Below are 18,445 nucleotides of genomic sequence, written 5' to 3'. Positions count from 1 at the left end.
CTTGATCAGGCGGCCATGGCTTTGCGCAGGTTTTCGTCGATCTTGTCGAGGAAGCCGGTTGTCGAGAGCCATTTCTGGTCAGGGCCGACAAGCAAGGCGAGATCCTTGGTCATGAATCCGGATTCAACCGTATCGACGCAGACTTTTTGCAAAGTATTGGCGAATTTGGCCAGAGCCTCGTTGTTGTCCAGCTTGGCGCGATGCAGCAAGCCGCCCGTCCAGGCATAGATCGAGGCGATGGAATTGGTGGACGTTTCCTGCCCCTTCTGGTGCTGGCGATAATGGCGGGTGACGGTGCCGTGGGCTGCTTCCGCCTCGACAACGCGGCCATCCGGCGTCATCAGCACCGAGGTCATCAGACCGAGCGAGCCGAAGCCCTGCGCCACCGTGTCGGATTGAACGTCGCCGTCATAGTTCTTGCAGGCCCAGACATAGCCGCCCGACCATTTAAGTGCCGAAGCCACCATGTCGTCGATGAGGCGGTGTTCATAGGTGATGCCGAGGGCCTGGAACTTGCCCTTGAACTCGTTCTGGTAAACCTCTTCAAATATATCCTTGAAGCGGCCATCATAGGCCTTGAGAATGGTGTTCTTGGTGGAGAGGTAAACCGGCCATTTGCGCAGCAGGCCGTAATTCATCGAGGCGCGGGCAAAATCGCGGATGGAATCATCCAGATTATACATGGCCATGGTGACGCCGGCGCCGGGGAACTTGAACACTTCCTTCTCGATGATTGTGCCGTCCTCGCCTTCAAACTTGATCGTCAGGCGGCCTTTGCCGGGCACTTTGAAGTCGGTGGCGCGATATTGGTCGCCGTAGGCATGGCGGCCGACGACGATCGGCTGGGTCCATCCGGGAACGAGCCGCGGCACATTCTTGCAGATGATCGGCTCACGGAAAATCACGCCGCCGAGAATATTGCGGATGGTGCCGTTCGGCGATTTCCACATTTCATGGAGCTTGAATTCCTCAACGCGCTGCTCATCCGGGGTGATGGTGGCGCATTTGACGCCAGCGCCATATTTGGCAATGGCGTGAGCGGCATCGACGGTGACCTGATCGCGGGTTGCGTCGCGATTCTCGACAGAAAGGTCATAATATTTCAGGTCGATGTCGAGATAGGGGTGGATGAGCTTATCGCGGATATAATGCCAGATGATGCGGGTCATTTCATCGCCATCGAGTTCGACGAGCGGATTTTCAACCTTGATTTTTTGCATGAAGCGAACCTCGCATTTGAATTGGAATGACGGTTCCTATAGCACTGGAGTGCGGCGCGGCAAAGCGCGGCTTTCGGATAAAACGAACGGATCGGAACATGGTTGGTGCAGGGACGAATCAGAGTGCGGAACTCCGGCGGGGCGGCCCCGCCATCGTGCTGGTGCGCCCGCAACTGGCGGTGAATATCGGCATGGCGGCCCGGGCCATGGCCAATTTTGGACTGTCCGACATGCGTCTTGTGGCGCCGCGCGAAGTAGGCTCACGCCATGCGCTTAAAAAAGGCGCTTCGCAGGCGGCGAGCGGCGCGGTCTATATTCTGGAGGGCGCGCGGTTTTTCGACAGCGTCGAAGATGCTCTGGCCGATCTGAATTTTGTCTGGGCCACCACAGCGCGCGAGCGCGGGCAGGACAAGCGGGTGGTTCTGCCGGAGCTTGCCATGGGGGAAACGGCGGCGCGCCTGTCGCAGGGGGAAAATGTCGGCGTGATGTTCGGCCCCGAGCGCACCGGCCTTGAAAACGACGAGATCGCTCTGGCTGATGCTATTGTGACATTTCCGGTCAATCCGGCCTATGCCTCGCTTAATCTGGCGCAAGCGGTTTTGCTGACGGGATATGAATGGATGCGGGCCTCTGGCGCGGCTTTGCCGTTTGACAACCCGAAATTTTCTCCTGCCGCACCGCGCGAGATGCTCAATTCGTTCTTCGCCTATCTGGAGCAGGCGCTGGAGGCCAACGGCTATTATCGTCCGCTGGCCAAAGCGCCGGTGATGAAGCGCAACATGCGCAATCTGTTTCACCGGATGCAACTCACCGAACAGGATATCCGCACTATGCGCGGCGCGCTTGTGCGGTTGATCCGCGGCCCGCGCCAGATGCATCCCAAAAGGCCGCCGGATAAGCCTGAATGAGGATTTCCGGCCTGTGAATGCGCGCCCCTTGATGCGTGCGGCTTTTGCTTTTCAGGCAAGGCTGCTAGCTTTCGGGGAATGAGTCCTCTTCATGGTGGTTGAATTGCCCGGTTTGCCGAAAATTTTGGTTTTTGATTCAGGTCTGGGGGGACTGACCGTCTTTTCAGCCCTGAAGCAGGTGTTGCCCGCGGCCGAATACACATATATCGCCGATGATGTGGCCTTTCCCTATGGCGGTCTGGCGGAAGCCGCCCTGATAGACCGCGTTATGCACATTATGGAGACCATGATCGCGCGCGTGCAGCCCGATTGCGTTGTCATTGCTTGTCATACGGCATCGACGCTGGTGCTGGGGCCGCTGCGGGCCAGATGGCCGAACCTGCCGTTTGTTGGCACGGTGCCGGCAATCAAGCCGGCGGCAGAACAGAGCCGGTCGGGGATGTTCTCGGTTCTGGCGACGCCCGGAACGGTTGCTCGCGACTACACGCATGATCTCGTGCGCAAATTTGCCGATCATTGCCGGGTGAATCTGGTGGGCTCGAAAACACTGGCGGGCATCGCCGAGCGCTTCATGCAGGGCGAGGCGCTGGATGAGGCTGCGGTGCGGACGGAAATTGCGCCGGCTTTCGTCGAGGCACAGGGCGCGCGAACCGATGTGATCGTTCTGGCCTGCACGCATTATCCGCTTTTGCTCGAGGAACTGAAGCGCCTTTCGCCCTGGCCGGTGCACTGGATCGATCCCGGTCCGGCCATTGCCCGGCGCACCGAACATCTGCTCCGGGAAATGGGTTTTGCGGCGGCAGGCGCAGACACGCCCGGCGCGCAGTTCATGTTTGCCAGCGGACGCGCGCCCGGCGCTGTTTTATGGGCGGCGCTGCAGGCACGCGGGTTCGCGCGGTGGCTGGACGCGGCTGTGCCGTGATACGCTTCGCCTCGGGCCGGAGGCGGAGAGGACCGGCACGGACCGTTGGATGAAGCGATGGTTGACATCCGCTTGTCACATGGTTAGAAGGCGGCATGTATGAAGCGCTCCTAAGGGGCGCTTCGTGCATTTTGCTGCAGGGCATCCGCCGTGCAGCAAATACGCACCCGGGACGCTTCCTTCATCTGAGGTGAGGTGTCTGTCGGCTCCGCAAGGGGCAGAGGAGGGCGCGTGCCTCACTTTTAACTGTTCAAGAGGACGCGATGTCAAAGCGCATTAATGCCAAGTATAAAATCGATCGCCGCATGGGTGAGAATATCTGGGGTCGTCCCAAGTCGCCTGTCAACAAGCGCGAATATGGCCCGGGCCAGCACGGTCAGCGCCGCAAGGGCAAGCTCTCGGATTTCGGCACCCAGCTCAAGGCCAAGCAGAAGCTCAAGGGCTATTACGGCAATATTTCCGAGAAGCAGTTCCGCGGCTACTATGCCGAGGCTGTCCGCATGAAGGGCGACTCGGGCGCCAATCTCATCGGCCTGCTGGAGCGCCGTCTCGATGCCGTGGTTTACCGCGCCAAATTCGTGCCGACGGTGTTCGCTGCCCGTCAGTTCGTCAATCACGGCCATGTCAAGGTCAATGGCCGCAAGGTCAATATTGCGTCCTATCAGGTCAAGGTCGGCGATCTGATCGAAGTGAAGGAAGCCTCGCGTCAACTCGCTGTGGTGCTGGAAGCTGTCGCGCTCGCAGAGCGTGATGTGCCGGATTATTTCGAGGCTGATCATAACAAGATGACTGCCAGAATGACCCGCATTCCCGGCCCGACCGATGTGCCATATCCGGTTCTGATGGAGCCGAATCTGGTGGTGGAATATTATTCCCGCTGATCGGCTTCATAGCTGCAGAATTTCAGTTATTTTCAAACAGCCGCATCCGATGCGGCTGTTTTGTTTTATGGCCTGCTGCATCTGCGTGGGATATCGGCAGCGCATCAGAATTAGCGCAGATCAATGATATTTGGCTTGATATTCGGGGATGATGCCGGGGCTGATCGCATGAAGGCGCAGGAAGAGGACATCGGGCAGTTCTGGAGCGGCTTGCGCGATATTGTGCCGCTGGGCATTGGCGTGGCCATTTATGGCCTTGCTTTCGGAATGCTGGCGGCTGAGGTTCATTATAATCTGGCGCAGATCGCCTCCATGGGCGGTATTGTCTTTGCGGGCGGTTCGCAGATCGTCGCGACGCAGCAATTGGCCCTTGGCGCGCAGGCGCTCGTGGCTGTTCTTGCCGGACTGGCGCTGAATTTGCGGCTGTTGCTGATCACGGCTTCCATTCGCGACGTTTATGCCGGGCGGCCCTTATGGCAAATCCTGCTTGGCGCGCATCTGACAACAGACGAGAGCTGGGCTTTGCTGCTGTCGGCCCGCGCGCAAGGCCGGCATGTGGGTTATTGGTACCTCGTTGGCGGCGGTGCCGGCATCATGGCGGCATGGTGCCTGTCGACGACCGGGGGATTCGTTTTTTCGAATTTTATCGCCGATCCCAAGGGAATTGGCGTAGATTTTGCCTTTACGGCGGCATTTATCGCCATTGCGAGATCGCTCTGGCGTGGGAGCAACGATGTTTTGCCCTGGATCGCAACGGTGATTGTGGTTGTGGTGGCGGTACGCGGCGCAGACATCGCGCCGTCCTGGGCGCTTGTGCTGGGCGGCGTGTCGGGCGCCGTGGTTGCAGGATTGCGGCGTCATGTCTGAAATCTGGATTGTTATTTTTGCGCTGGCGGCGGGCACACTCACAATCAGGCTTGCCGGGATTGCGCTGGGACAGCAAATTCCGCGCAGCGGCCCCTGGGCGCGCGCGCTCAACGCCTTGCCGGGTTGCCTGATCGTATCGCTTGTGGCCGTTTCATTACTCTCCGGCGGGCTCAGGGAATGGATTGCAGGAGGCGTGGCCGCTTTGATCGCCATTGTGAGTCGTAATCTGCTGCTTACGATGGCGGGCGGCATTGCGGCTGTCTGGCTGCTGCGCACCCTGATGTAAAGACAAGCTGTCGCATCGCTTTTTCGTCGCAGGTTGCCCAGCTATCGACGTAATAGAAAACAAGAGGCGGAAAAACGTCGTCGTCTGGTCAAAACATTTGCTTGTTATCAGAATATTTGCCTTGTGATAAATTGATGACACGGACGTTAAGTAAATTGTTTACACAATTTTTTCTATAATACTGCAAGGCAGTGAAGTCATGATTCGGGAAACCTCGCTTTGGCGCACAATTTTAAGGTTGTTTGTATCGGGGCGGGGCCTGCCGGTCTGACGGCGGGCTATCTGCTCAGCAAAGAGGGTGTCCCTGTTGTCGTCCTCGAATCCGATCCGCAATATGTCGGCGGAATTTCAAGAACAGAAACCTACAAGGGGTTCGGGTTTGACATCGGCGGGCACCGGTTCTTTTCAAAATCTGCAGAGGTGGAAAAGCTGTGGGATGAATTGCTGGGCGATGATTTCCTGCTTCGCCCGCGCAAGTCGCGCATCTACTATCGGCAAAAATTGTTCGATTACCCATTGCGGGCCTCTGACGCCTTGGCCAAACTCGGCGTGTTCGAAGCCGTGCGTTGCGTGCTTTCCTATGTGAAGGCGCAGATTGCGCCCGTGCGGGATCCCAGGAATTTCGAGGATTGGGTTGTCAATAAATTCGGGCGGCGTCTGTTCGAGATATTCTTCCGCACTTATACCGAAAAAGTCTGGGGCATGTCCTGCCGGGAGATTTCTGCCGACTGGGCGGCGCAGCGGATCAAGGGATTATCGCTTTTCAACGCCATCTGGCATTCGCTCAGGCCGCAACGACCCTCAAATGGGCGCGACCAGACGATAAAGACCTTGATCAACCAGTTTCGCTATCCGCGTCGCGGCCCCGGCATGATGTGGGAGGCTGCTGCGCGCAAGATCAAGCAATTCGGCGGCGAGGTGCAACTCGGCCAGCGCGTGACGGCAGTGGAGCGCCTGTCCGACGGGCGTTGGCGTGTCAGCGCGCTTGATCAGGGCGGGCTTGCGCATGAATATGTCTGCGAGCATGTGTTGTCGTCGATGCCCATGCGCGAATTGGCCGGTGCGCTCCGTCCATCGCTGCCGCTGGCGGCTCTCGATGCAGCCAAGGGCTTGCGTTATCGTGATTTTCTGGTCGTGGCACTGGTGATCAAGGACAGAAACCTGTTCGATGACAACTGGATTTACATCCATGACCCCAGCGTCAAGGTTGGGCGGATACAAAATCTCAAATCGTGGTCGCCTGAAATGGTGCCCGATCCGCAATATAATTGCTACGGCTTGGAATATTTCTGTTTCGAGGGTGACGGTCTGTGGAACCGGAACGAGGCGGATTTGCTCGCCCTTGCCGGGGAGGAACTGGTCAGGCTCGGTCTGGCGGACGCTCAGGACATCGTCGATGGCGCCGTTGTTCGGCAGCCGAAGGCCTATCCGGTCTACGACGCTGACTATCAGGAGCGCGTTGATCGGATTCGCGCTGTTCTTGAAGCAGAATATGCCAACCTGCATTTAGTTGGGCGTAACGGCATGCATAAATATAACAATCAGGACCATGCCATGATGACGGCCATGCTGACGGTCAAGAATATTCTTGCCGGACGCAGAATTTACGATGTCTGGCTGGTCAATCAGGATGCCGAATATCATGAGGAAGGTGATGAGGTCGCTTCGGATATGGGCAAAAGCGCGGGCCGCTCGCCTGCGGATGGCGGACGCCAGGTGCCGCGCAAACTCAGTTGACCTGAGCTTTCCGCCTATCGTTCGCTGCAATGTTCGAATTGCTGTGAAATGTCTCCCCGAATCCGAACACGCGGCGAGGAGACGGTCTTGTTAAATCCGCAATCGCCTAATTTGGGCGCCGATGACGCAGGCTTCGCCGAAGCGCTGAAAGACAGACGCGTATTTGCCAGTATCTTCCTGCTTTTGGCGGCGCTCTGGCTCAGTACTCACGCCTATGGGGGGATTTATCACGACGCCCGGCTGTATACGTTACAAGCGTTTAACGACTTGCAGCCTGGGAGGTTTTCGGACGATCTCTTCCTTCGATACGGCTCACAAGATCAATTCACGATATTCAGCCTGATTTACGGGCCGTTCATTCAAGGTTTCGGACTTTGGACGGGGAACATCATTCTTCTGGCCATTTCTCAACTGATCTGGATCGGCGGTCTAAGTTTCCTGGTGCGTGTATTGGTGCAAGATCCCCGCGCGGCTTTATTGTCGATGGCTGCCGTGATAGTCTTGCCACTTCAATTACTGTTCGAGTATGGCGAACGGTTTTTAACGCCGAGACTTCTCGCGGAGGCTTTGGTGCTTTGGGCATTGGGCTTCATGCTGCGTCGCCGGCTGGTTCCAAGCCTATTAATTTTCACGCTGGCGATGAGCATCCATCCGCTTATCGCGATTCCAGGTATCGGTGTTCTGTTTTTTTACGAGGGCAGCCGGCATAAAATCTGGTTCCTGTTTGCCTTTCTGGGGATTCTGTTGGTTTTTGCTCTGGCTCTTGCCGGAGCTCCGCCGTTTTATCGAGTTCTGGAAACATTTGACGACGGCTGGTGGGCAGTCGTGCGCGACAGAAATTCATTCGATCTGATCACAGAATGGGATCTTGCAAAATGTATTTCAACGATCCGCGTATTATTATTTATTGCGCTTGCGGTGTCATTTTCTTCAATAAAGGATCTTCGGTTTTTCTATAGCATAATTGTGTTGATATTTTTAATGATATTGGTTTCGGTAATCGGCGGCGATGTCTTGCACAACGTGTTGATTGCTGACCTGCAATTGTGGCGTTCAATATTGTTGCTCGGGATTGTTGCTCATGTCGGCATCGGGCCTGTTTTGCTTAGGCTGCGCAACGAAGACGGTTTAGTTTTCGCAAATCCCAAATTTTTGCTTTTGGTGGCCATTGGTCTGTCATCGATTGCTGGCTTTTTTGCAAAGGTCAATGTTGCGGCGACACCGATGGTTGCGGCTGGCGTCAGCGTTGCCGTTTGGCAGCAGTTCAGGCAAAACTCAATGCCGCTCGCCTTGCGCATCATTGTAATTGTATTTGTTGGAATATCCATCGGACTGTTTGCCATCGTTGTCTATGGTCTTTTTCTCCATCGAGATATTTATGTAGAAGATGGGCCGGCTATAATTTTTAGCTCGATAGCTGCTCAAATCATATTTTATGTTCTATATGCACTGAGTACTCGTCCCCAGCTTATCACGAAGTTGCACTGGCGCTCGGTCGTATTTGTAATTGCAATGCTTATGTTTGTGGCCGCTCTCTGGAACTGGGATCAAACCCCGTCCTGGGTCCGGTTTGTCGATACATCCGAAACTCCGCCAAAAGAGCTGGCTGTCTTGCTGCCAGGGTTCGATCCGGTTTATTGGGAAGGCGACCCGACAGTGCCTTGGTTTGTTCTGAAGCGACCGAGTTATTTCTCCTGCGATCAGGGCTCAGGCGTGTTGTTTAACCGGCGCACGGCCATGGATTTTCAACGAAAGTCCGAACATTTTTCCGCGTTCAACACTCTTGATTCGCATCTTCACGAGTTTTGCCTTGCACCTGAAAAAGCACTCGCGGTTGATCACCAGAAGAAAGACATCGTCGCTCTTTGCCAGTCAGAGCCAGACCTGACTGATCTGGTATTGGTCAATCCGGTTAGAGATACCGAAGCAAAAATATGGGAAGCTCCGACTCCATTCACATATGTGGTTCGTGTCGACGATAAATGGCGGCTGTTTTCTACCCGCCGTTTCTATATCTATTCCTGCAAGGATTTCAGATCCTGATCCGCCTGTGGCAAGGAGGCGGCTTGCGATCCGGATCAACGGTTGCCGTTACAGAATAAAATTTCCATTTTCTGTAAGTTGAATTGGACAATTCGTCCTCGGCTCGTTACAGCCCTTTCTGGGCTGCACTTAGCGCCCGGAAGCGACTTTAACGGGGCGGCATGTGAGTTTGCGGGGGAAAGGGTATTTCTTTGCAATTCTGGCGCTGACGATTTTCTCGCTTCAGGATGCGATATCGAAACATCTGGCGCAGCTCTATCCGCCCGTCTTTGTCACCATGATCCGTTACTGGGCTTTTGGCCTGTTCGCAATTGTCATGGCCTCGCGCTCACGCAGCGGCTTTTTGGCCATGGCACGCTCAGCCCGGCCATGGCTGCAGATTGCACGCGGATCGATATTGGCCATACAGGTGGTCATGGCGATTACCTGTTTCAGCATTATCGGCCTGGCGCGAAGTCAGGCCATTTTTGCCGGAACGCCGATTGTCGTTGCGCTGTTGTCGATCGTTCTGCTCAAGGAGCAGGTGGAATGGCGGCGCTGGCTTGCCATTGGCGCTGGCTTGTCGGGCGTGCTGCTGATTTTGCGTCCGGAGGGCGGCTTTTTTGATTTCAAGCTGCTGCTGGCCGTATCGGCCGCGCTTATGTTTGCTGTTTACGTTATTCTGACACGTCTCGTCAGTCGCGATGATGCGCCGATGACGAGCTTCTTCTATACGGGTTTTGCCGGAGCGGTGGTTATGACGCTTGTTGGCCCGTTTTACTGGACATGGTTCGCGCCAGCAGACTGGGTGTGGATGGGGCTGGCCTGCCTCACCAGTATAACCAGTCATTATTCATTGATCCGCGCCTATGATCTGCTTGACGCTTCTGCGGTCCAGCCGCTGACCTATCTCAGTCTGGTCTATGCCTCGCTGATCGGTACATTCTTTTTCGGCGAGCATTTGAGCTGGAATACGATTGCGGGTGCCGTCATCGTGGTGGGGGCCGGCAGTCTGTCCATTCTGCGGGAGCACCGCGCCTCAAGGCAGGTTACACAGCAGGCGCAATAATAATGGTGCGGCGAAGCGGCTTCGCCTGATCCCGAACTTCAATTGAATCCGGTGCCTGCCGGTGGGCTGCCGGACGCGGGGCGGCCAGAATTTCAATCCGCCTGAAAATTATGATTAATATTTAAGGTTATAAAATTCCCTGCAAAACATGTTTATCAGAATTTGAATCGAAATTTTTTGCTGTTTATCGCGTTAAGTATACATGTTCAGCATTGTGGTTAACCAGTGATAAACGTTTAAATGTCCGGTTTATATTCAGATATAAACTTACGTGCCCCGGCACATTGTCAAATTTCATCACCTCATTCACAAACGATTCATATTGTTGCTTCGCATTTGAATAGTTTTTTAAGAGGTTGCCATGACCAAGACCAATTATCTCAAATCCGCTCTTATCATTTCTGTTTCCACGCTGTTTCTGTCCGGTCATGCCTTCGCAACTCCGGTCAAGCATTTTGACGGATGCACGCTGATCGGCAAAACGCAGATATGCCTGCATCCTGGGCTCACCGACGATGAAGACGTCAGTGTTGATCTGGGTGAGGCCTCTGTCGGCCATCATTCAAATGGAAGCGACGGATCTGCTTCGCCCGCGCACAACGTACATGCCAGCCTCAGCAGTTCGTCCAGCACCTCCGGGCAGGGTCCGGCTGGCTCCGGCGTCGGCAATAATTCCAGCGCAGGCGGCGCGTCCAACACCTCGGGTTCGGGCAGCAGCAATAGCGGCAATTCGAACACCGGAGATAGCGGTTCCAGCAGCGGCAATTCGAATTCAGTTGGCGGCGGCACCTCCGGTGTTTCAGGTTCGTCCCAGAATGGCGGCGGCTCGTCCGTTTCCGGCGGCGGAGAAAGCAATAATGGGTCTTCAGGCTCGCCTTCGAACGGTGGCCCGGGTTCCGCTCCGGTGTCGGGCTCCTCGAATGGCTCAGGCTCAGGTAATTCCGTTTCGTCAGGCAATTCGGGTTCGTCGGGCAGCAACGGGTCTTCCGGTTCTTCTCCGAACAGCGGTTCCGGTGCCTCTGCCCCCTCGGGTACGGGCGCCAATGGGGCCAGCGGTTCCACCGGCACCGGCAATAATGGCAACAATGGCAATACCAATAACAACGGCAATACCGGCGACCATGCCAACAGCGGCAACACCGGCAACAACACGAATTCGGGCAATAACGGAAATAACAACAACCACACGGGCAGCACGGGTACGCAGGGTAATTCCGGCAGCCACAACAATGGTCACTGACCGGCGGTCATGTGGCAGGATTATCTGAAGGCCGCGCCCGGCGCGGCCTTTTCCTTGCGCGGGCTTTAAATTGTCAGAAATGCCATGGCCCAGGTGGCCGCCGTCGAGAGAATGAGCCCGGGCACAACCAGCAGAGCAAATCTGCGTGAGCCAGTCAGCGCCGCCATGCCTATCTTTGACAGGACATTGGTTGAAAATCCGGCCAGAATGGGCAGAGTCGCGTCATGCACAGTCAGTTTGCCGGAAGTAACCAGTGAGGCGACGGATACGGCAGTCGAATGCGCATCTACAAAGCCGGCAAGAGCCGAGCCGATGAGAATGCCGGTCTGTCCAAAATTTTCGCGAAGGCCGGCAACGCCAATGAGCATTATCCCCATGACCAGCGCCAGTCCGACCGCCATTTGCAGGCTGAAGGCGCGCCCCGCCTGACTTTTGCTGCGTGAGTCGCCTGAGCGAAGGGCCCGGATCGAAAAAGCCAGGCCGTAGAACGCGGCGGTCATGCCTCCGGCCAGCAGGGCTGGCAGGAGCGTGCGAAAGGTTGCCGGACTGGTCACAACCAAGAGTGCCGACATTTGCAGGAAGGTGGCCAGTGTGGAAAGCGTGGCGCCGGCAACCGCGGGCATGATGGCGGCCGGCTGGATCTTTTCCCGCGAAGCCATAGAACTGATCGTGGCGACGCTGGAAAAAAAGCCCGAGGCGAGCCCGACCAGCGGCAACCCGAACTTTGCCCCCATTGCCCGCGTGGCGACATAGCCGCAGGCGCTGATGAACATCACCAGCACAACCAGCAGCCATAAGGCGTGCGGGTTCACCGCCTGCCAGGGACCGAGATACATGTCGGGCAGTTGCGGCCAGACGATCAGGGTGGCAATCGCAAAAATCAGTCCATCCTTCACTTCGGCATCGGTGAGAATGTGCTTTGCGAAGCGATGCAGGCCGGATTTCGATGCAAGCAGAACGGCAAGCCCGGTGCCAAGCGCGGAGGCCAGCGCGACATCCGACATGGCCAGCGCACCGATCAGACATACCGCGATAAGGCTGATTTCGGTTGTCGTGCCGGGGTCGTTCTGCGAACTGCGGATATAGGACAGGGCAGCAATCACGCCTACAGCCGCGGTAGCCGCCGTGAGCAGGGTAAGGCCGCCGATCTGCGCCGCCAGCGCGCCGACAAGTGCGACCGCGGCAAAGGTTCGGATTCCTGCGGGCTGGTTTGTGGCGCGGATGCCGGCGCTATGCTCCCGCTCCAGCCCGATGAGAAGCCCGAGCGCCACGGCAACCGCGAAATTGAACCATGGTTGTGTCATGTGTCCCGCAAGCTCCCGGGGCATGACCGGGGCAAAACTCAGTATGACAGAAATACAGGGATCTCGCTTTGCAGGATCATGTCGTTGGTCGTGCCGCCAAGCAGGATCTGCATGAGCCGCATATGAACGAAAGCGCCCATGACGATGAGGTCGGCCTCAACGTCGCGCGCATGGTTGCGGATGGCTGCGCCCACGTCATGGCCAAGCGGCTCAACTTCGGTCAGTTCCACCTTTTTGCATCGATGGCTGAGATAGGCTGCAACATCGCTGCCCTCATAGCTCTTTTCGGGTTCGCCGGAAACGCAGACCACATGCACCTGCGCGGCCCGCTCCAGCAGCGGCATGGCATCGCCGACAGCGCGTGCGGCCCGGGCGCTGCCGTCCCATGCCACAACGATCCGGCCAAAGGTTGCTGCAGTTTTCAGTTTTGCGGGAACGAGAATGACCGGCCGCCCGGAATTGAACAGGGCAGCCTCAACCATATCCTTGCCGAAAGCCATTTCTTCCGCAGGTTGCGGCAATATGGACAGGTCGCTCAGTCGCGCCGCAGCGGCGAAAGCGGCGGCAAGCTGTCCCTCATTGGCGTGAAGGATGCGGGCCTCGAGATTGAACGGCTTGATCCGGACATCGTCGCTCAAGGTCTGAGCGAGGGCTCGTGCCCGTGCATGACGCTCCTCATTCACCTCATCGACGATCGATCGCAGGCCCGGAACAAGCCGGGCGCTGGGCATATTCAGCTTCGGGGCGCACAAAATGGCTTTAAGACGTCCGGTATTGGCCTGAACGAGCGCTGTGGCATAGCGCAGCGCCGGTTCCGCCAGCGGCGATTCCTCAATGACCAGCCCGAGTGCAACGTCCTGAAAAATCATAGCGCGAACTTTCCCAAAATGCAGTCTGACTGTAGGTCAAATAGAAGTGCGGGCCATGATCTTTGTCAAACGGGTTCTCGCACGTCAGGCGAGGCCGGAGGCTCCGTCCGGCTTACGGCGTTTTTGCTGCCGCGAACTGGCTGTAGGCTTCGAGCGCATGGCTGGCATACATGGCCGAAGGGCCTGCGCCCATATATATGGCCATGCCGAGCGTTTCGAGAATCTCCTCGCGCGATGCCCCATGATCGACGGCGGCTTTGACATGAAAGGCGATGCAATCGTCACAATGAACGGCTATGCCCACGGCAAGCGCGATCAGTTCTTTAGTTTTTGCGTCCAGCGCCCTGGGCGTCAGCGCGGACTGGGCGAGGGTCGCGAAAGCTTTCATCACCTCCGGCGCGCCGCCGCGCAGATTGCGTAAATTGCCGGATAATTCTTTTGTCCAGGCTGGCCAATCCAGATTTTGTTCGCTCATGGGGTTATGTCCTTGCTCGATCTGCAGGACATTATATTTATAAAATATAAATTAGAAAATACTTATTTAATAGAAACGCAAACATTGTGATCTGAGCAGCCACGGTACCGTTCGCTCTGTAATACGACGCCGCGCGCGGCTATGATCAGCTTATGGCAAGAAGCCGGATCAGCGCGAAGGCAATCAGGCCGAGCAGCATCAATGACAGGCTTGCCGCCAGTGTGACGCGCGAGCCGGAACGCAGAAGTGCCCGGACATCCATGCTGAGACCCAGTCCGGCCATGGAAACGATGGTCAGGGCGCTGGCAATCTGGTCGGCAATATTGAGCAATGCCGGACTGATGAGATTAAGGGAATGCAGACCCATCAGCGCAAGAAAGCCGATGATGAACCAGGGCACCAGTCCGCGCCGCGCCGCCGCCAGATTGGCGCTGCCTTTGGCGGCGTAAAGGCTGATGCAGACAACCACCGGCCCGAGCATGAGCACGCGGATCAGTTTGACCAACGTGCCGATCTGGACGCTGATCAGCGCGACAGGTGCGGTCGCGGCGATAACCTGCGGCACGGCATAGACCGTAAGTCCCGCAAGAATGCCATATTGCGATTCAGATAAATGCAGCGCCGGAACCAGCAACGGCAGAAAAAGCACGACAGCCACGCCCAGCACCGCCGTATACCCAATGGAGGCAACAATATCTTCCGATTTCGCGCCGATAACTGGCGCGACAGCCGCAATGGCGGAATTGCCGCAAATGGAATTTCCGCAGGCGACAAGCAGGGCGAGGCGCCAGTTGAGGCCAAGCAACCGGCTGACGGAATAGCTTAACCCGATCACCAGCACTACGATGACGGCAATGCCCAGAATGAGTTTGCCTCCCACAGCGGAAAGCGATTGTGCGCTCATGGCTGCGCCCAGCAGCATCACGGCAATTTCGAGCAATGTCTTGGAACTGAACGCAATGCCCTCCCGCGCATATTCGCCGACAGGCAGGACGGAGCGCACGAAACCGCCAATAACAATGGCCAGAACGAGGGATTCAATGAACGGCCTGCCCATGAAGGCGATCTCAAGCCTTTGGGCGCCCGCGGCAAACCAAGCGATAAGGATGCAAAGCAGCGTTCCCGGTGCAAGGCGCAGAAAATGATTTTTCCAGGAAAGCAGCATGTTGATCCCGTTTGGTTGCGGTTTCAATTATCAGTTAGAAATGATTGTTTTATCCAGTTTAAAATAATTTACATTCCATTCGATTTAATTGAATAATAAGCCATGACCCTTGAGCAACTTCGCATTTTTATCGCCGTGGCCGAGCGCCAGCATCTGACGCGCGCCTCGGAAGCCTTGAGCCTGACGCCCTCGGCCGTCAGTTCCGCCGTCAAGGCTCTGGAAGAGCGCTATGGCGTGCGCTTGTTCAACCGCATCGGACGCGGCATCGAATTGACGGATGCGGGCCGGATCTTCGTCGATGAAGCGCGCGCCGCGCTGACGCGGGCGCAGCTCGCCGAATCGGCCCTGTATGAACTGGGCGGTCTGGCGCGCGGGTCGCTCCGGGTGCATGCCAGCCAGACCATTGCCAGCTATTGGGCACCGGAATTTGTCGTGCGTTTCATTCAGGCCTATCCGGGCATCGATCTGCGGCTTGAAATGACCAATACGCAGCGCGTCGTTGCGGCAGTGATGGACGGCACCGCAGAGCTTGGACTTGTCGAGGGTGAATTTGACGAGCCCGCGCTGAGTGCGCGTGTTATCGCTATGGATTTGCTGGCATTGGTTGTTGCGCCGGATCACCCCTGGGCAGATGGGCGCAAACTGACGCCCGAAGAACTGACCACCGGCCGCTGGGTTCTGCGCGAGGTCGGCTCCGGCACACGTTCGGCCTTCATCCGTGCTCTGCGGGCGCGGCGGGTTGATCCTGATGGCCTTGATGTTGCCCTGACGCTGCCATCCAACGAGGCCGTGATGTTGGCCTTGCAGGCGGGGCCCTTCGCCACTGTGTTGTCCGAGCGTGTGATCGCACCATTTGTCGAGGCGGGCCGGCTGGTTATGGTGGATTTTGCCCTGAATCCGAGGCCGTTCCGGATTTTGTGGCATAAGGAACGCTTCCGGACAAAAGCGGCGCAGGCGTTTGAGAAGCTTATTCTTGAGTGAAAGCTCATATAGCCTATATTCTCCGCACTATCGGGGAGAAGCGCGACATGAGCGAATTTGAACGCTGGCAGCAACGGTATTCCGTAACGGATTATGTGTTTGGCGAAGCGCCGAATGCGTTTCTGGCCGCGCAAAAGCACCTTCTGCCAAAATCCGGAAAGGCGTTGGCCGTGGCCGATGGCGAGGGCCGCAACGGCGTTTTTCTCGCGGAGCAGGGGTTGGACACGCTCTCGATCGATTTTTCGCCTTTGGCGCAGGCCAAGGCGATGGCGCTTGCCCGCAAGCGCGGTGTCCATCTGCAGACGGAAACAGCCGATGTGCATCGCTGGCCCTGGCCAGATGAGGAATATGACGTGATCGTCGAAATTTTTGCGCAATTCTCGCCGCCAGAGGAGCGCGCGCGTAAATTTGCAGGCATGAAACGCGCGCTCAAAACCGGCGGGTTGCTGCTTCTGGAAGGCTATACGCCTAAACAGCTCGAATATGGTACCGGTGGCCCGAAAAATATTGCCCATCTCTACACACAAGATCTGCTGGAGCAGGCGTTCGGCGACATGGCGAAGGTGCACATTCGCGCCTACGAAGCGCCATTGTCCGAGGGCGCGGGGCATTCCGGCATGTCCGCGGTGATCGATCTCATTGCCTGGAAGTAGCGTTCGCGCCCTGCGGCGCTCAGTGCATCAGTACTAGGACGCTGCGCCAGATCATGTACGCGGCGACGGCGAAGACCAGCACGGCAAAAGCCGAATTCAGCGCCCCTTTCCGTCCGGACATGAACCGCGCGACATAAGCACCGCTGAAGCCGCCCGTGCCGCCGCCCACAAGGAAGGCGAAAGCCAGCGGCCAGTCGACAAGGCCGGAAAAAGCATAATTTGCCGATGTGGTCAGGCCAAAGGCCGTCACCGCCACCAAGGAGGAGCCGACGGCGTTGAGAATCGGCATGCCCGTGGAGGCCACTAGGCCGGGAACAATGAGAAAGCCGCCGCCGATGCCGAAAAAGCCGGAAAAAATTCCCGTCAGACTGCCATAGCCGAATACTTTTCTTAAATTCTCCCGGTTGCATTCGGCGCCGGGATTTCCCTGATTGCCTCTGCCGCGGAGCATGAGAACACCGACGAGAATCATCACCAGAGCGAAAAGAAACAGCAGCTTCTGGCCGTCGAATAATTTGCCGATCGTCGAGCCGGCCGTTGCGCCGATGATGCCGGCAAGGCTGTACATGACGGCGCATCGCCATTTGACTGTGCCAAGCCGCGCATGATGGGCAAGATTGACGGCTGCGTTCAATGCGACCGCCAGCGCGCTTGTGCCAATGGCGATATGGGGATCAGGCACACCGACGAGATAGACCATCAGTGGCACGGCCAGAATGGAGCCGCCGCCGCCGAACAGCCCCAGAGAGAAGCCGACCAGCGAGCCGGACAGAATGCCCAGCACATATTGCAGCAGGGTGAACGTCATGCATCAAAGTCCATTGATCGGGACTTTGAGAAAGCGCTTGCCGCTCGTGTCCGGGTTGGGCAACTGGCCGGCCTTCATATTGACCTGCAGCGAGGGCAGAATCAGCCGGGGCATGCCCAGCGTTTTGTCACGGGCCTCGCGCATCCGGACGAATTCATCCTCGGTTATGCCGTCGCGGACGTGAATATTATGGGCCTTCTGCTCGGCGACAGTGGTTTCCCATCTGATATCGCGGTTGTTCGGGCCATAATCGTGGCACATGAACAGCCGCATCGCATCCGGCAGAGCGAGTACGCGTTTGATCGAGCGATAGAGCGTGCGCGCATCTCCGCCCGGAAAATCGGCGCGGGCGGAGCCGCCATCGGGCATGAACAACGTGTCGCCGACAAAGGCGGCATCGCCGATAACATGGGTCATGCAGGCGGGCGTATGGCCGGGCGTGTGCATGGCGAAGGCGTTCATTGTGCCGATTTTATATACGTCGCCATCCTCGAAAAGCCTGTCGAACTGGCTGCCGTCACGCCGGAAATCCGTGCCTTCGTTAAAAACCTTGCCGAATGTTTCCTGAACGATGGAAATGCCCGCGCCAATGCCGATCTTGCCGCCGAGCCTTGCCTGAATATAGGGGGCGGCCGAGAGGTGGTCGGCGTGAACATGCGTTTCGATCAGCCATTCGAGATTGAGCTGGTGGCTTTCGATGAATGCGATGATCTTGTCGGCGGACTGGTAGGTGATGCGCCCGGCGGCATAATCGATATCGAGCACGGAATCGATGACGGCGCATGAACTCGAAACGGGGTCTTTGACAACATAGCTGATTGTGTTGGTGTCGGTATCAAAAAAGGCTTTTGTGTCCGGTATGGTGGCGTGGTCGATCTCATGCGGAATTTCTGACATCGGCAAGCTCCGGAAAGTATGACTTTTTAAACCCGGCAATCTCGTTCGGGTCAGATTAAAACATACCTGATTTATTGAAGCCTGTCTTATATAAGATAATTCTAATATGTCAATTATTTTATCGTGCGTCCTGGGGATGCA

General features: G+C 56.8%; 18 protein-coding genes. 11 read left to right on the top strand and 7 right to left on the bottom strand.

The genetic code is table 11. The features are described from left to right. Nucleotides 1–5: 5 nt before the first annotated feature. On the bottom strand, nucleotides 6–1,220 hold the full coding sequence (locus AC0N03_RS07515; RefSeq protein ID WP_474288024.1) for an NADP-dependent isocitrate dehydrogenase: 1,215 nt from the start codon (nucleotides 1,218–1,220) through the stop codon (nucleotides 6–8). A gap of 98 nt (nucleotides 1,221–1,318) precedes the next feature. On the opposite strand from AC0N03_RS07515, the gene AC0N03_RS07510 reads away from it, so the two are divergent. From AC0N03_RS07510 to AC0N03_RS07470, 9 genes are all read left to right on the top strand, one after another. Further along, nucleotides 1,319–2,128, top strand: a complete 810-nt coding sequence (locus AC0N03_RS07510) for an RNA methyltransferase (protein ID WP_474288023.1) — start codon at nucleotides 1,319–1,321, stop codon at nucleotides 2,126–2,128. Between the two features lie 91 nt (nucleotides 2,129–2,219). Next, entirely contained in the window at nucleotides 2,220–3,050 is an 831-nt protein-coding gene (murI, locus tag AC0N03_RS07505; RefSeq protein WP_474288022.1) for a glutamate racemase, read from the top strand. A 263-nt stretch (nucleotides 3,051–3,313) separates the two neighbouring features. Further along, complete coding sequence (gene rpsD, locus AC0N03_RS07500) at nucleotides 3,314–3,931, top strand: 30S ribosomal protein S4 (protein WP_474288021.1); 618 nt, start codon at nucleotides 3,314–3,316, stop codon at nucleotides 3,929–3,931. A gap of 168 nt (nucleotides 3,932–4,099) precedes the next feature. Continuing rightward, entirely contained in the window at nucleotides 4,100–4,798 is a 699-nt protein-coding gene (locus AC0N03_RS07495; protein ID WP_474288020.1) for an AzlC family ABC transporter permease, read from the top strand. Beyond that, complete coding sequence (locus AC0N03_RS07490; protein WP_474288019.1) at nucleotides 4,791–5,084, top strand: AzlD family protein; 294 nt, start codon at nucleotides 4,791–4,793, stop codon at nucleotides 5,082–5,084. The genes AC0N03_RS07495 and AC0N03_RS07490 overlap by 8 nt, the downstream gene beginning before the upstream one ends. A 219-nt stretch (nucleotides 5,085–5,303) precedes the next feature. After that, nucleotides 5,304–6,821, top strand: a complete 1,518-nt coding sequence (locus tag AC0N03_RS07485) for an NAD(P)/FAD-dependent oxidoreductase (protein WP_474288018.1) — start codon at nucleotides 5,304–5,306, stop codon at nucleotides 6,819–6,821. A gap of 87 nt (nucleotides 6,822–6,908) precedes the next feature. After that, nucleotides 6,909–8,864: a hypothetical protein gene (locus AC0N03_RS07480; RefSeq protein ID WP_474288017.1), complete on the top strand. Its 1,956-nt coding sequence runs from the start codon at nucleotides 6,909–6,911 to the stop codon at nucleotides 8,862–8,864. A 163-nt stretch (nucleotides 8,865–9,027) separates the two neighbouring features. After that, a complete protein-coding gene (locus tag AC0N03_RS07475; RefSeq protein WP_474288016.1) occupies nucleotides 9,028–9,912 on the top strand; it encodes a DMT family transporter in 885 nt (294 codons plus the stop codon). 361 nt (nucleotides 9,913–10,273) lie between these two features. After that, nucleotides 10,274–11,152 carry a hypothetical protein gene (locus tag AC0N03_RS07470; RefSeq protein WP_474288015.1) on the top strand — a complete coding sequence of 293 codons (879 nt, stop codon included), beginning with the start codon at nucleotides 10,274–10,276 and terminating at the stop codon, nucleotides 11,150–11,152. A 65-nt stretch (nucleotides 11,153–11,217) separates the two neighbouring features. On the opposite strand, the gene AC0N03_RS07465 is transcribed toward AC0N03_RS07470, so the two are convergent. From AC0N03_RS07465 to AC0N03_RS07450, 4 genes are all read right to left on the bottom strand, one after another. Continuing rightward, nucleotides 11,218–12,456: an MgtC/SapB family protein gene (locus tag AC0N03_RS07465; RefSeq protein ID WP_474288014.1), complete on the bottom strand. Its 1,239-nt coding sequence runs from the start codon at nucleotides 12,454–12,456 to the stop codon at nucleotides 11,218–11,220. Nucleotides 12,457–12,494: 38 nt separating this feature from the next. Beyond that, complete coding sequence (locus tag AC0N03_RS07460) at nucleotides 12,495–13,325, bottom strand: universal stress protein (RefSeq protein WP_474288013.1); 831 nt, start codon at nucleotides 13,323–13,325, stop codon at nucleotides 12,495–12,497. Nucleotides 13,326–13,437: 112 nt separating this feature from the next. Next, a complete protein-coding gene (locus AC0N03_RS07455; protein ID WP_474288012.1) occupies nucleotides 13,438–13,800 on the bottom strand; it encodes a carboxymuconolactone decarboxylase family protein in 363 nt (120 codons plus the stop codon). A gap of 145 nt (nucleotides 13,801–13,945) precedes the next feature. Further along, nucleotides 13,946–14,965: a YeiH family protein gene (locus tag AC0N03_RS07450; protein WP_474288011.1), complete on the bottom strand. Its 1,020-nt coding sequence runs from the start codon at nucleotides 14,963–14,965 to the stop codon at nucleotides 13,946–13,948. Between the two features lie 102 nt (nucleotides 14,966–15,067). On the opposite strand from AC0N03_RS07450, the gene AC0N03_RS07445 reads away from it, so the two are divergent. After that, nucleotides 15,068–15,946, top strand: a complete 879-nt coding sequence (locus tag AC0N03_RS07445) for a LysR substrate-binding domain-containing protein (protein ID WP_474288010.1) — start codon at nucleotides 15,068–15,070, stop codon at nucleotides 15,944–15,946. 47 nt (nucleotides 15,947–15,993) lie between these two features. Then, nucleotides 15,994–16,599: an SAM-dependent methyltransferase gene (locus tag AC0N03_RS07440; protein WP_474288009.1), complete on the top strand. Its 606-nt coding sequence runs from the start codon at nucleotides 15,994–15,996 to the stop codon at nucleotides 16,597–16,599. 19 nt (nucleotides 16,600–16,618) lie between these two features. On the opposite strand, the gene AC0N03_RS07435 is transcribed toward AC0N03_RS07440, so the two are convergent. Together AC0N03_RS07435 and AC0N03_RS07430 are read right to left on the bottom strand one after the other, a co-directional pair. Next, nucleotides 16,619–17,407: a sulfite exporter TauE/SafE family protein gene (locus AC0N03_RS07435; RefSeq protein WP_474288008.1), complete on the bottom strand. Its 789-nt coding sequence runs from the start codon at nucleotides 17,405–17,407 to the stop codon at nucleotides 16,619–16,621. A 3-nt stretch (nucleotides 17,408–17,410) separates the two neighbouring features. Next, nucleotides 17,411–18,304 carry an MBL fold metallo-hydrolase gene (locus AC0N03_RS07430; RefSeq protein WP_474288007.1) on the bottom strand — a complete coding sequence of 298 codons (894 nt, stop codon included), beginning with the start codon at nucleotides 18,302–18,304 and terminating at the stop codon, nucleotides 17,411–17,413. Nucleotides 18,305–18,445: the final 141 nt, after the last annotated feature.

The sequence above is a fragment of the Methylocystis sp. sgz306128 genome (assembly GCF_056032725.1).
The sequence above is the reverse complement of the archived record's forward strand: the minus strand, read 5'-3'. Positions and strand labels throughout refer to the sequence as shown.